Source organism: Rhodococcus jostii RHA1 (assembly GCF_000014565.1).
Taxonomy (GTDB): Bacteria; Actinomycetota; Actinomycetes; order Mycobacteriales; family Mycobacteriaceae; genus Rhodococcus_F; species Rhodococcus_F jostii_A.
Window position 1 is genome coordinate 4684145 of record NC_008268.1, and the last position, 13506, is coordinate 4697650.

Below are 13506 nucleotides of genomic sequence, written 5' to 3' on the forward strand. Positions count from 1 at the left end.
CACGTGCCTGCGGGCGGAACAGGCACCCCAGGGTTGAAAACGTCACCCCCCCAGCGGAAAGGGTGTCGAGAAGTCTCCCTAGGGTGTCTATCCGCATTCGCCACGCGTCGTCGAAGCTAGCTGAACACCGCAGTACGGATGAGAGGCGAGTTTCGCATTGATTTCCGAAACGCTGCTCGAAGCCGAGCAGAAATTTGTTCGTTCCGGCGTGATCGGCGTCGGAGGCGCGTGCCTTCAGGCTGCTGAAGCGACGACCGATGAATTGTCTGGACGCAATATCGAGAATGCGCTCCGACAATGGGAGGCGGGACACGCGGAGTTTCCCCATGCGGCTGTCGCGGCCCATTATCAGACGGTCGGGCGTAGCGGGGTCCGGCCCCACCTGGTCGCCATGCTGCAAAACTTCCATGACAACAACCGTGCGCATCCTGTTCTCGGTGCCTGGCTACCGATGACGTTCGATGCTCAGAATGGCGACTATCTGTCATATGTCGGGCTCGACTATTTCGACCAGGTCGTCCGGTCCGATGACGCGCAGCGCGTGGACGCATTCGTTGCTGCCGCGGCCATGGACCTCGCGTTGTTGGAGGCGCGAGCACTCGGGAGGTCGGCACACGCCCCCCAGGTGGTCCGGACGCGCGCAGTGACACGGGTCGTGACCCAACTCGACAGGCTCGCACCCGATTTCTCGCTCGATCCTTCCGTCGCTGCGGCCGGTCTTGCGGCGCTGGCTCAGCCGGGCGCCGACTACAGTTCGTTTGCTTCACACGCCGCGCCGGCGCTGAACGGTGTCCCCGAAGAGATCGGAAGTGCAGTTCGGCTGACGTTGTTGCCGACGACGCGCCTGCACGACGAGCAGATGTTCATCCGCTGCATCCAGATCTTCGAAGGTCTGTATCGGCAAGTCGCGATAGCGATTTCGATGGCGATCCGTGACCTGGGTCATGGTCTGGCCGCAGTGGCAAAGAGTCGCCTCGACCGGGCGTCGATCCGCCTCGAAGCGGTGCCTGCGCTCTTCCGGGTTCTCACGACGATGCCGGTTGACGCCTTCTCGATTATTCGCGGCTTCACCCATGGGCGGAGCGCGGTGCAGTCGCGCGCGTTTCGTGAAGTGGAGTTCGCCTGCGCTCCACTCGATCCCCGTGACTTCGAGCATAATGGGAAGATCGATGTCGGGGACACTACGTTGCAGGACGTGTATCTCTCGATGCGGAAGACGCATCCGGATGCACACGTTCTCGAGGAGGCGATGCGGCGCCTGGACCGTGCGTGGGTTGCGATGAAGCGCGGCCACTGGGGCATCACCCTGAAAGTCATCGGAACGGTACCTGGCACCGGCGGTACGGCAGGCGCGTCGTATTTGAAAGATGCTGCGATGATGTCACTCTTCCCGCGGCTGTCCGAGGTGGCGTGAACATGAGCGATGTCAACCACCGAGTGAGAAAGCAGATCATGGGATACATCGTGTCCCAATCTATTTCAGCCGTCTGCGAACTGGGTGTGCCCGACCGATTGGCGGACGGTGCGTGCTTGCTCGGCGATCTCGCGGCGAGCGTGGGCGCCGACGCCGACGCACTCGGTCGATTCCTGCGGGTCCTCGTCGCGGAAGGCTTGTTTGCGGAAGTCGGTGGAGGGCGATTTGCGTTGACGGAGGCCGGTGAGCTTCTGCGGGCAGACGCTCCGGGCTCGCTTCGTCACTTGGTCGGCTTGATGTCGAACGAGGCCTACCTCGTGTGGGGGCACGCAGCGCATTCGATCCGGACGGGGAAGGAGTCGTTTTCAACGGCGTTCGGAAACCCGTACTTCGAATGGTTGTCCGAGAATCCGTCGGCAGCCGATGAGTTCGCACGGGGCCAAGCAGGGCTGGTCGAGTTGCGTTTGCTGCCTTTGCTCGACCACGACTGGTCTGACGTGGGAACGGTCGTCGACGTCGGTGGCGGGACCGGCGCGCTGATCACCCGGTTGCTCGATCGGCACGCGCATCTACGCGGAGTTTTGTTCGATCTGCCTCATGTGGTCGCGGAAGCGCCGTCGACGTTTGGTTCGGCGGGCATCGGTGAACGAACGACAGTCGTGGGCGGAAGCTTCTTCGACGACGTCCCAGGCGATGGTGACGTGTACGTGCTGTCTCAGATTCTCCACGACTGGGATGACGCGTCCGCCGGCAAGATTCTCGGCAGTTGCCGGCAAGCGATCCCGCCAGGTGGACGATTGATGATTGTCGAGCAGGTCCTGCCGGAATCGGCGACAACCCACCCCATGGCTCTGCTGGATCTCCACATGCTGGTTCTCCTGGGAGGTCGCGAGCGCACGATCACCGAATGGCGCCGACTGTTGACCGACCACGGATTCACGCTGGATTCGATCACGCAAGGTCCCCGGTCATCCGTCATCGAAGCGGTTCCGGTGTGAGCTAGCTGCCCTCGCCCGCGAGGGCGAAGAGTCCGTCGTCGGTCTGTTCGACGAGGCCGTCGATCAGCAGGGAGTGGAGGGCGCGGTCGCGTTGGCCCGGATCGCCCGGCCACACCTGGTCGAGCCGCACGCGTTCGACCGGGGAGGAGCTCTCACGGAGTACGGCCATGAGCTTGCCGCGCACCTGACGGTCGGTTCCGGCGAATTTTTGGACCTTCCGGCGCTCACCGGTGTGCGCGGGACGTCCGGCATCCACCCAGGCGCAGCTGGGGAGCGGGCAGCGGGCGCATTCGGGGGAGCGTGCGGTGCACACGGTGGCCCCGAGTTCCATCAGGGCCGCGGAGAACGTGGCGGCCCGCGCGCGGGTGCGGGGGAGCAGCGCGGACACGTCGGCGAGGTCACGCGTCGTCGACGGATTTCCCGGCTCGGCGCTTCCGTGCACGGCCCTGGCCACCACTCGCCGGACGTTCGTGTCGACGACGGGGACCCGCTGTCCATAGGCGAAGCAGGCGACGGCGCGCGCAGTGTAGGCACCGATACCCGGCAGGCCGAGGAGAGTGTCGACGTCGCTCGGAACCACGTCGCCGTGTTCGGCGGCCAGCACGCCGGCGCACTCGTGGAGCCTCAGCGCGCGACGCGGGTAGCCCAGCTTGCCCCATGCGCGCAGTACGTCGGCCTGGCTCGACGCGGCCATGCGGGACGGGACGGGCCAGCGCCGCACCCATTCCTCCCAGATCGGGGCCACTCGGACGACGGGCGTCTGCTGCAGCATGATCTCGCTCATCAGGATGTGCCAGGCGGTGACGCCGTCGCGGCGCCACGGCAAATCCCGGGCCTGTACGTCGTACCAGTTGATCAGCGCGGCGGAGTCAACGGCCACTTCGTCCTCACAAGTCCCTTCGTTCACGGGGGAAACAGATTTTCCGCGGTTGTCACATTCCCGTCGCGACGGTGCGTCACGCCCGGTGCACAATGATCCCATGCCTAATTCCAACCCCGTGTCCGCGTGGAAGGCCCTGCGTCAGGGTAACGACAGATTCGTGAGCGGTACCTCGCTCCATCCCAGCCAGGGCATCGCCGATCGCGCGAAGCTCGTCGGCGGCCAGCACCCCACGGCCGTCCTGTTCGGATGCGGAGACTCCCGCGTCGCCGCCGAGATCATCTTCGACCAGGGTCTGGGCGACATGTTCGTCGTCCGCACCGCCGGTCACGTGATCGACGACGCCGTGCTCGGGTCCATCGAGTATGCCGTCGGCGTGCTGAACGTGCCGCTTATCGTCGTGCTCGGTCACGACAGCTGCGGGGCCGTCAAGGCGACGCTCGACGCCCTCGACGACGGCAACGTGCCGCCCGGATTCATCCGCAGCATCGTGGAACGGGTCGCGCCGTCGATCCTCATGGGACGCCGCGAGGGCCTCAGCACCGTCGACGAACTCGAGGGCCGCCACGTGGTGGAGACCGGTGCCCTGCTCATGCAGCGGTCGCGCATCATCGCGGAGAAGGTGGAGAGCGGCGCGTGCGCCATCGCGGGTGTCACCTACAAGCTGTCCGACGGCCGCACCCACCTGCAGGGCGCTGTCGGTGACATCGGTGAGCTCACGGACTGACCGCGACACGCCGCACCCGCTGAGCCGTTGCCGCGCGACGCCGAACTACCGTTGACGTCGTGCTGGAACCGAATGGACCGTTGCCCCCCGAGATTTACTGGCGCCGCAGGGCGCTGGCGATCGGCGGCGCCATCGTCGTGTTGCTGCTCGTGGTGTGGTTGATCAACTCACTTCGTGGTGGCGGTGACTCCGAGACGGATCCGGCGGCAGCGAGTTCCTCGTTGACCACTCCTGTGTCGATTTCCCCGACAGCCTCGGGTTCGTCCACGTCCAGTGGCGGATCGGGCGGTTCCGGTGGCGGCGGCGGTGGCGCCGCTGCCGCCGGCGGGGAGGCCGCCTCGGGCACGTCCGGTTCGTCCGGGGCGTCGAGCAGCGGTGCCTCGAGCAGCGCTGCTCCGAGCGGTCAGCCGGTCGCGGCGGGACAGTGCCCGGACCAGTCGCTGGCCATCAAGGTGGCCGCCGACAAGCCGACGTACCTGGCAGGTGAGGAGCCGAGCTTCACCACGGTCGTCACCAACATCGGCACCACACCGTGCGAACGTGATCTGGGCAGCAGCCTCCAGCAGGTGCTCGTCTACACGATCGACGGCGCCGTGCGGCTGTGGTCCAACATCGACTGCTTCCCGCAGTCCGCTGCCGACGTGCGGACCCTCGCGCCCGGCGAGCAGGCTCAGTTCACCGTGAAGTGGTCGGCCAAGACGTCCGCTCCCGACTGCCTGACGCAACCGGAACCCCAGCGCGATCCGGTGGGGCCCGGTGCGTACACCGTGGTCGGCCAGCTCGGTCAGCTCCGCAGCGCGCCGGAGCCGTTCAACCTCAGCTGATCCTCGGTGCGGGGTCGATGCGTGAGCGTCGATCGAATTCCTTGTCGAGGTCGGTGTGCTCGGGGTCGGCGAGCAGCGCCGCGAGGAGGATGCGGGCCTGACCTGCTCTGAGGTCGGTGGAGAACAGTGCACCCGCCGAGACGAGGTCGTGCCCGCCGCCCCCACCGCCGTACGTGGCGGAGGTCGGGCCGTTCGGCACCCGGGTGGTGACCACGACCGGGATCCCGGCGGACGCGCAGTCCCGCACCGCCTCGACGATCGCCGGGTTCGCATTTCCGGATCCGAGCCCGTCGAGCACCAGCCCCTGGGCCCCGGCGGCCCGGCACGCGTCGATCTGGACGCGGTCGGCCCCCGGATAGGCGGCGACGATGTCGACGCGGGTTCCGGAGATCGGATGCCACGGCAGTGGATCGAGACGTCGCCGCGGGGTGACACCGGCGGGGTGGACGGATCGGAACGCGTCGAGTGACGTCGTGTCGACCTTCCGCGTACCCGACGCCGGGTGCAGGGCGCCTCCGAACGCGATGAGCACACCTGCTCCGCGCAGAGCGGGGTCCGATCCCGCGGCGACCGCGTCGGCCAGATTGGTCTGGGCATCGGATTCCGGGTGGTCGAACGTGCGTTGCGCACCCGTGAACACCACCGGCCGCGGGTCGGCGTGGTGGAGGTCGACCAGGAAGGCCGTCTCCTCCATGGTGTCGGTTCCGTGGAGCACGACTACCGCGTCGAGATCGGGATCGCGAAGTTCCGCGGTGACGGCGTCGCGCACCCGGTCCATATCGGCGAACGTGATGCTCGAACTGTCCTTCGACATCACGTCGACGACACGGAGTTCCGTCCCGGTCCACGCATTGCCCAGCAGGTCCGGGCCTGCGACCACCGGCCTGCTGACACCCTGCCCGTCCCGCATGCTGGCGATGGTGCCTCCGGTGGTGACGATGGCGACTTTCGGCACTGTTGTCCTCTCTCGCTATCCGGTCGGGCGGTCCGAGGCCAGGCTGCGGATGCGGTTCCGCGCGCCGAACCAGCCGATCACCAACAGTGGGGCGATGATCGCGATGGACCCGACGGTCCAGGTTCCGACGGGGTGATCGAACGCCATCAGTATGACGACGCATCCGAGGAAGGCCAGCGTCAGGAGCCCGGTGTAGGGGGCGCCGAACATCCGGAAACCGGGCCGGGTGAGTTTCCCTTCTTTGGCGAATTTCCACAGTTTCAGCTGGCACAGTACGATCACGGCCCAAGCGCTGATGATCCCGAGCGCGGCGAGGTTCAGCACGATCTCGAACGCCTGTGCGGGGACGACGGCGTTGAGTCCGACGCCGAGCAGGATGACGAATCCGGTGAGGGCGATGCCGCCGTACGGCACTCCGGATTTGTTCATCCGGGCGGCGAACGAGGGCGCCGATCCGGCCATGGCCATGGAGTGCAGTATTCGGCCGGTGGAGTACAGGCCCGCATTGAGTGAGGAGAGCGCGGCCGTGAGCACCACGAGGTTCATGATCGCGTCGGCGCCCTGCACGTTGATGGAGCCGAAGAACGTGACGAACGGGCTCTCGCCGGCGTGGTACTCGGTGTAGGGGAGCAGCAGCGACAGCAGCAGGACGGACCCGACGTAGAAGACCAGGATCCGGATGATGACCGTGTTGATCGCCTTGGGGATGACCTTCTGTGGGTTCTTCGTCTCGCCCGCAGTGGTTCCCACGAGTTCGATCGAGGCGTAGGCGAAGACGACGCCCTGGATCACCACGACGGCGGGCAGGATTCCGTTGGGGAAGAGTCCGCCGTTGTCGGTGATCATGCTGAAGCCCGACGAATGTCCTTCGATCGGCGTTCCGAACAGTACGAAGTAGATGCCGAAGCCGAGGAACGCGGCGAGGGCGACGACCTTGATGAGGGCGAACCAGAACTCCAGTTCACCGAACACTTTGACGGAGACGAGATTCAGTCCGAGGACCAGTACGACCGCGGCGAGGGCGAAGACCCATTGGTCGACGTTCCCGAGCGGTGCCCAGTACTTCTTGAAGAAGTTCATGTACAGCGCGACGGCGGTGACGTCGACGACGGCCGTCATCGCCCAGTTCATCCAGTACAGCCAGCCTGCGGCGAAGGCCATCTTCTCGCCGAAGAATTCGCGCGAGTACGACACGAACGACCCGGAGGTGGGTCGGTGCATCACGAGTTCGCCCAGGGCCCGCAGGATCAGGAATGCGAAGAACCCGCAGAGGGCGTAGACGAGCACGAGTGCGGGGCCGGCTTGCTGGAGGCGCCCGCCCGCGCCCATGAACAGGCCGGTGCCGATCGCTCCGCCGATCGCGATCATCTGGATCTGTCTGGGGCCGAGCGCTTTCCGGTAGCCGAGGTCTTCCTCGACGAAGATGTCTGCGCCGGAGGTGTCGTCCTTCTCGATCGTCACGAGACCACCTCCGCGGCAGCGGCGACGGGTGTCTGCCGTGGCGAACCGGACGCTCTCAAGTTGGCGAGGTGCTCGGGGCTGAGGAGGCGGTCGAGTTCCTCGCGGTCGAGCAGACCCGCCTCGATCACGAGGTCGGCGACCCTGCGGCCGGAGACCAGCGCTTCCTGCGCGATCCGAGTCGAGGCGGTGTAGCCGATGTACGGGTTGAGCGCGGTGACGAGTCCGATGGAGTCCTCGACCCGGGCACGCAGCAGATCGGTGTTGGCCGTGATGCCGAGTACGCAGCGGTCCGCCAGGATCCGGCAGGCGGCGCCGAGGTGGCGCATCCCCTCGGACAGGGAGTGCACGATGATCGGCTCGAACGCATTGAGCTGGAGCTGCCCGGATTCGGCGGCCATCGTGATGGTGACGTCGTTGCCGATGACCTCGTAGGCCACCTGGTTGAGGACTTCCGGGATCACCGGATTGACCTTGCCGGGCATGATCGACGAACCGGCCTGTACCGGTGGGAGATTGATCTCGTTCAGGCCCGCGCGCGGCCCCGACGACAGCAGGCGGAGGTCGTTGCACACCTTCGACAACTTGACCGCGATCCGCTTGAGCACGCCCGAGAGGTGGACGAACTGACCGACGTCCTGGGTTGCCTCGACCAGGTCTGTGGCCAGGACGAGGGGGAATCCGGTGAGTTCCCGCAGCGTGTCGCAGGCTGCCTCGGCGTAGCCGGCGGGTGCGTTCAGGCCCGTGCCGATCGCGGTGGCGCCGAGGTTGATCTCGTGGACGAGGAGAGCGGCCTCGTCGAGGCGGGTGCGGTCCTCGTCGATCATCACCGAGTAGGTGGCGAATTCCTGGCCGAGTGTCATCGGCACCGCGTCCTGGAGTTGGGTGCGCCCCATCTTCACGGTGTCGGTGAACTCGACCGCCTTGGTCGCGAAGGCCTCCTGCAGGACGCGCATCGCGTCCAGCAGGTCGTCGATCGCGAAGATCGTCGCGATGTTGACCGCGGTGGGGTAGACGTCGTTGGTCGACTGGCTGAGGTTCACGTGCTCGTTGGGATGGAGCTCCGCGTACTCCCCGCGCCCGTGTCCGAGGATCTCGAGTGCCCGGTTGGCGATCACCTCGTTGGCGTTCATGTTCGTCGACGTCCCGGCGCCGCCCTGGATGACGTCGACGACGAACTGCTCGTGCCAGCGGCCGTCGACGATCTCCCGGCACGCCTGCCCGATGGCGTCGGCCCGGCGGTGGTCGAGGATCCCGAGTTTCTCGTTGGCGGTTGCCGCGGCCCATTTGACGTAGGCGAGCCCGCGGATCAGATACGGGTTGGTGGAGATCGGCCGGCCGGTGATGGGGAAGTTCTCCACGGCCCGCAGCGTGTGGATTCCCCAGTAGGAATCCGCAGGCACTTGGCGGTCGCCGAGCAGATCGTGTTCTGTTCGCGTTTCGAGCACTTGATCATTCCTCACGGGGATTCGCGCGAGCTGCTGCTCTGCACGGATGCGGTGGACGGAGTCTGCTGCTCGAAGAGGTAGATTTCTCGGTCGAGCCACCCGGCTATCCACCTGCCAGGCTGTCAGACAGGTGCAATTGTTACCTCGCTCACTTGCAGGCGTCAACCCCGGGGGGTGTTCCGTATTGACGCTGCGGGCGGGGCGTGAGCAGAATATCCCCATGAACCTGTCAGACAGCTGGGCAGCCAGGCGTCCTGTCACGGCGCGGGTCAGCGCCGCGGAGGCGGTCCTCGCGGATCTTCGTGACGCGATCACGTCGGGTGAGCTGTCGGTCGGTGAACGACTTCCGTCGGAGGCATCCCTCGCGGCGCGGCACGGGGTCAGCCGGTCGGTGATCCGGGAGGCACTGCGGTCGTGCCATGCGCTCGGACTCACGGAGACGAAGTCGGGCCTCGGCACGTTCGTCGTCAGCGATTCGATCGCCCGAGACCTCGACTTCGGGAACTACGCGGCCAACGAACTCGTCGAGGCGCGCCCGCACGTGGAGATTCCCGCCGCCGGATGGGCGGCGCAGCGGCACACTGCGGAGGACCTGGCCGCCCTGCGCGGCCTGGTGGACCAGATGCGGGACGAGGACGATCCCCTCGTGTGGGTGTCCCTGGATGCGCAGTTCCATGCGTTCATCGCCCGGACGAGCCGGAACCGCGTGTTCGAATCCGTGATCGTCGACATCCGCGAGGCGCTCACCCGGCAGTCCGAAACGCTGAATCTCGTTGCGGGGCGGCAGCAGAAGTCGAACGACGAGCACGACCGGATCGTGGAGGGCATCGCCTCCGGAAGCTACGACAAGGCCGCCCGCGCCATGGCCGAACACCTGGACGCGGTCCGGGTCGCACTGGAATCCGTGGTCGGAGAAGCAGGCCCCGACCGCCGGCAGTAAGGACGAGAACAGGCCCTAGTCGTACGGGCCGGAGATCGACGTCTCGGCGAGCCGGGACAGGCCCTCGCGGATGTGCCGGGCCCACAGCCCGCCGATTCCCTCCACCGACTGCAGGTCGGCGGCGGTCGCGGCGAGCAGCGACTGCAGCGTCCCGAACGAGCCGACGAGCCGGTGAATCTGGTTGAACTGCAGTCGGGGAACGCGGGTGAGGACGCGGTAGCCGCGAGGACTCATCGGCGCCTCGAGCGCTTCGATGGTGCCCGGATAGCCGAACGCCCGGGCCAGCGTCGTGAGGTCGAGAAGGTCTGCGTCCGTGATCCGGTCGAGCGCAGAGAGCGATTTCGCGACATCCTCGGCCGGTGCCGGGCCGGTGCCGGCCAGGTAGTCGCGCACGATGAGTTCCCTCGCCACGTCGTTGTCGCCGACGAGTTCCTCGAGCTGCAGTGCGAGCTGACGCCCGTCCGTGCCGAGTTCGAGGACGTCCTGCTCGATCTCGACGGACACGCGGCGCACCATCTCCAGGCGCTGCACCACGGTCAGGGCGTCGCGGAGTGTCACGAAATCCTCGATCTCGACCACCGACAGCTGACGGGTCACCTCGTCGAGCCGTGCCTTGTACCGCTCGAGGGTGGCCACCGCCTGATTGGCACGCGACAGGATCGTCGCGGACCCGTCGATGACGTGCCGGATGCCGCCGACGTACACGCTGACGATGCTCATCGACTGACTGACCGACACCACGGGGTACCCGGTCTGCATGGCCGTCCGCTCGGCGGCGCGGTGACGCGTGCCGGACTCGACGGTCGGGATCTTGTGGTCGGGGACCAGCTGGACGTTGGCGCGCACGATGCGGGACCCGTCGGTGGACAGGACCACGGCGCCGTCCATCTTCGACAGCTCACGCAGACGGGTCGGCGCGAACTCGACGTCGAGCTCGAAGCCGCCGTCGCAGATCTCTTCCATCTGCTCGTCGTAGCCGAGGACGATCAGCGCGCCCGTGCGACCGCGCAGAATGCGCTCCAGGCCGTCGCGAAGTGCCGTACCGGGAGCCAGCCGGGCTATCGTTTCGCGCAGCGCAGACGACGACTCGGCATCGTTCATCGCGCAATACTCCCGCTGAGGTAGACGTCACTTGTCGGGGACCGCCGCGTAAACACGTCCGGACCCGCGTTTAGATTACCTATCCATGAGTAGTACCTGGACTTTGCCCGACGACCTGACCCTGCCCGCACCGGTCGGCAGCTTCCCCGCCGCAGGTCAGCCCGTGCCGCAGCACTGGTCACGGTGCTTCGGGTGCGGCGACCAGTCGCCTGCCGGGATGTCGATGAGCTTCACGGCCGGGGAGGGGCTCGACGTGTGGGGCCGACTCGAGGTGGCACCCCGCTACCAGGGCGGTCCGGGAGTGATCCACGGGGGCATCCTCTCGACCGCGTTCGACGAGGCGCTGGGCATGGTGTGCCGATCGATCGTCGACGGTCCGGTGGTCACGGGTCATCTGGAGATCGACTTCGCCAGGCCCATCCCGCTGGGTTCCGTCCTCGAATTCCACGCACGCATCGACGGATCGGTCCGCCGCAAGGTGTATGCGAGCGCCGAGGCGCGCATCGTCGAGGGGCCGACGGCCGACCCCGACGTGGTGGTGGCGACGTCGCGGGGACTGTTTCTCACCGTCACCGCCGAGCACTTCGAGAAGACCAAGGATTTCGTGGACGGCGTGCCGGAGCGTCCGTTCGGCACGTCGTCGATCTGAGCGACATCTCGATCCGACCGTCACCGCAGTGACGCGATGGCTGCCCCCAGGTTCCCGACCTCGGTGACCTTCATGCCCTTCGGGGCCGCCCCGGAGTCGAGGGGAACGATGGCGCGGGTGAATCCGAGGCGGTGGGCCTCCGCGAGCCTGCGCCCGACGCCGGGTACCCGGCGGACCTCGCCGGCCAGTCCCACCTCGCCGAGGATCACCAGTCCGTCCGGAACCGGCTTGTCCTTCACCGCGGACGCGACGGCGAGGGCCAGCGCGAGATCGGCGGACGGTTCGGTCATCCGCATTCCGCCGACGGTGGCCGCGTAGACGTCGTTCTTCGCGATCGGCACCCCGCACCGGCGGTCGAGCACGGCCAGGACCATGGCCACGCGGGCGCTGTCGAGCCCGCTCACGGCGCGCCGGGGTGCGGGCATGGACGTGGCCGCCACAAGCGCCTGCACCTCGCCGAGGAGGGGCCGTTTGCCGTCCATCATGACGGTGACGGCGGTACCGGGAACGGCCTCGGCGCGGTGGTGGAGGAACAGTCCGGACGGGTCGCTGATGCCGGCGATGCCGTCTTCCCGCAGTTCGAAGCAACCGACCTCGTCGGCGGCGCCGAAACGGTTCTTGACGCCGCGCACCATCCGCAGCGTGGAGTGCTTGTCGCCCTCGAAGTGCAGCACCACGTCGACGAGATGCTCGAGCGACCGTGGTCCGGCGACCGCACCGTCCTTGGTGACGTGGCCGATGAGGAGCACCGGCACGCCGCTTGCCTTCGCGAGGGAGGTGAGGGCGCTGGTGACTGCCTTCACCTGGGTGACTCCGCCGACCACGCCGTCGACGTCTGCGGCCAGCATGGTCTGCACCGAGTCGACGATCAGCAGGGTGGGACGCACCTGCTCGACGTGGCCGAGGATGGTCGCGAGGTCGGATTCGGCGGCGAGGTAGACCCGCTCGTGGACGGCGCCGGTGCGGTCGGCGCGCAGTCGCACCTGCCCAGCGGATTCCTCACCGGTGACGTAGAGGGAACGGTCGTCCGGGCCGCGGCGGGCCCACTGGTGGACCACCTCGAGGAGGAGGGTGGACTTGCCGACGCCGGGTTCGCCGGCGAGGAGAACGACGGAACCGGGCACCACGCCGCCGCCGAGAACACGGTCCAGTTCGTCGATGCCCGTGGGCTTGGCGCGGGTGGACGTGCTGTCGATCCGCGTGATCGGAGTGGCGGGGGTGGACGGAAGTACCGCTCCGGCGCCGGCTTTCGCGAGCGAGGCGCCGGGGCGGCTCGCGACGGACGCGACGATCGGGGCCTCGTCCATCGATCCCCAGCTACCGCACTCGGGGCACCGGCCGACCCATTTGGGAACCGTGCACTGGCACGACGAGCAGCGGAAGCTGGTTTTGAGTTTGGCCACCGGGCCAGCCTAGGTATCGGGTCCGACAGCGGACCCGATACGGCCGTTAGTGTCCGCCGCCCTCGGCTTCGGATCCGGGCGACGTGTCGGAGACGTGGCGCTCGGTCTCGTGGCCCGCGTCGACGGGAACGGACACGGTGACGTCGCCGGCCTTCTCGAACGCAAACGTGACGGGGAAGGTGAGGCCCGGGCGGACGCCCTCCTTCAGGCCGTCCAGGGTGACGAGGACGACGTCGACCGGTGCGTCGGCGCTCTCGTCCGTCTGACCGGCGGCCTCGGCGCTCGCTTCGGCGTCCTCGCCCGGCTGGCCGGCGACGAGAGCGGTCTGCGGCGCGATCTCCAGCCCGCCCGCCTTGTCGCCGAGGGTGACGGACTGCGCGAAGTCGGTGCTGATCCGGGTCAGCTTGTCCGGGGTGTCCTCGTTGTTGTTGATCGCGATGAACGAGAGGACGGCGTTGCCGCCCGGCTCGAGGCTGTACTCGGCGGAGTTGGGGTAGACCACGTGCACGTTGCGCAGGGCGATCGAGCCGACGTTCGCGCTGTTGCCGTTGACCGCGGCGACCTGACTCGACGTCTGAGTGATCTGGCCCGCGCTGCAGGCGGACAGCACGAGTGCTGCGCCGGCAGCGAGAGCGACGGCGGTAGCGACTCGGCGAGTCGACTTGTCGAGAGCAGTCACGAGTTGTCCTCCGGTGTCAGGTTCGCACTT

At 67.3% G+C, this 13506-nt stretch carries 13 protein-coding genes; 6 read left to right on the forward strand and 7 right to left on the reverse strand.

Annotated features, from left to right (window positions below):
- Positions 1–157: 157 nt before the first annotated feature.
- Together RHA1_RS21660 and RHA1_RS21665 are read left to right on the forward strand one after the other, a co-directional pair.
- Positions 158–1414 (forward strand): tryptophan 2,3-dioxygenase, encoded by a 1257-nt coding sequence (locus RHA1_RS21660; protein WP_011596847.1) that lies wholly within the window; start codon positions 158–160, stop codon positions 1412–1414.
- A gap of 2 nt (positions 1415–1416) precedes the next feature.
- Positions 1417–2412 carry a methyltransferase gene (locus RHA1_RS21665; RefSeq protein WP_011596848.1) on the forward strand — a complete coding sequence of 332 codons (996 nt, stop codon included), beginning with the start codon at positions 1417–1419 and terminating at the stop codon, positions 2410–2412.
- A 1-nt stretch (position 2413) separates the two neighbouring features.
- On the opposite strand, the gene RHA1_RS21670 is transcribed toward RHA1_RS21665, so the two are convergent.
- Positions 2414–3292 (reverse strand): HhH-GPD family protein, encoded by an 879-nt coding sequence (locus tag RHA1_RS21670; RefSeq protein WP_050787352.1) that lies wholly within the window; start codon positions 3290–3292, stop codon positions 2414–2416.
- A gap of 100 nt (positions 3293–3392) precedes the next feature.
- Here RHA1_RS21670 and RHA1_RS21675 point away from each other — a divergent pair, with 100 nt between their 5' ends.
- Entirely contained in the window at positions 3393–4019 is a 627-nt protein-coding gene (locus RHA1_RS21675) for a carbonic anhydrase (RefSeq protein WP_005244926.1), read from the forward strand.
- A 59-nt stretch (positions 4020–4078) separates the two neighbouring features.
- Positions 4079–4843 carry a hypothetical protein gene (locus RHA1_RS21680; protein ID WP_009477517.1) on the forward strand — a complete coding sequence of 255 codons (765 nt, stop codon included), beginning with the start codon at positions 4079–4081 and terminating at the stop codon, positions 4841–4843.
- Here the strand turns inward: RHA1_RS21680 and RHA1_RS21685 are convergent.
- Genes RHA1_RS21685 through RHA1_RS21695 form a run of 3 tightly spaced genes read right to left on the reverse strand, consistent with a single transcriptional unit; the run spans position 4836 to position 8704 of the window.
- Positions 4836–5798 carry an asparaginase gene (locus RHA1_RS21685; protein WP_009477518.1) on the reverse strand — a complete coding sequence of 321 codons (963 nt, stop codon included), beginning with the start codon at positions 5796–5798 and terminating at the stop codon, positions 4836–4838. The genes RHA1_RS21680 and RHA1_RS21685 overlap by 8 nt on opposite strands.
- A gap of 15 nt (positions 5799–5813) precedes the next feature.
- A complete protein-coding gene (locus RHA1_RS21690) occupies positions 5814–7259 on the reverse strand; it encodes an amino acid permease (RefSeq protein ID WP_011596850.1) in 1446 nt (481 codons plus the stop codon).
- Complete coding sequence (locus RHA1_RS21695) at positions 7256–8704, reverse strand: aspartate ammonia-lyase (protein ID WP_009477520.1); 1449 nt, start codon at positions 8702–8704, stop codon at positions 7256–7258. The genes RHA1_RS21690 and RHA1_RS21695 overlap by 4 nt, the downstream gene beginning before the upstream one ends.
- Positions 8705–8924: 220 nt before the next feature.
- On the opposite strand from RHA1_RS21695, the gene RHA1_RS21700 reads away from it, so the two are divergent.
- Positions 8925–9644, forward strand: a complete 720-nt coding sequence (locus RHA1_RS21700; protein ID WP_009477521.1) for a FadR/GntR family transcriptional regulator — start codon at positions 8925–8927, stop codon at positions 9642–9644.
- Between the two features lie 15 nt (positions 9645–9659).
- On the opposite strand, the gene disA is transcribed toward RHA1_RS21700, so the two are convergent.
- Positions 9660–10745: a DNA integrity scanning diadenylate cyclase DisA gene (gene disA / locus RHA1_RS21705; protein WP_009477522.1), complete on the reverse strand. Its 1086-nt coding sequence runs from the start codon at positions 10743–10745 to the stop codon at positions 9660–9662.
- Positions 10746–10830: 85 nt separating this feature from the next.
- Between disA and RHA1_RS21710 the strand changes: the two genes are divergently transcribed.
- Positions 10831–11394 (forward strand): PaaI family thioesterase, encoded by a 564-nt coding sequence (locus RHA1_RS21710; RefSeq protein WP_037197754.1) that lies wholly within the window; start codon positions 10831–10833, stop codon positions 11392–11394.
- Positions 11395–11414: 20 nt separating this feature from the next.
- Here the strand turns inward: RHA1_RS21710 and radA are convergent, their stop codons facing one another.
- Together radA and RHA1_RS21720 are read right to left on the reverse strand one after the other, a co-directional pair.
- Positions 11415–12797, reverse strand: a complete 1383-nt coding sequence (gene radA, locus RHA1_RS21715) for a DNA repair protein RadA (RefSeq protein WP_037197752.1) — start codon at positions 12795–12797, stop codon at positions 11415–11417.
- Positions 12798–12843: 46 nt separating this feature from the next.
- A complete protein-coding gene (locus RHA1_RS21720; RefSeq protein WP_011596854.1) occupies positions 12844–13476 on the reverse strand; it encodes a copper chaperone PCu(A)C domain-containing protein in 633 nt (210 codons plus the stop codon).
- Positions 13477–13506: the final 30 nt, after the last annotated feature.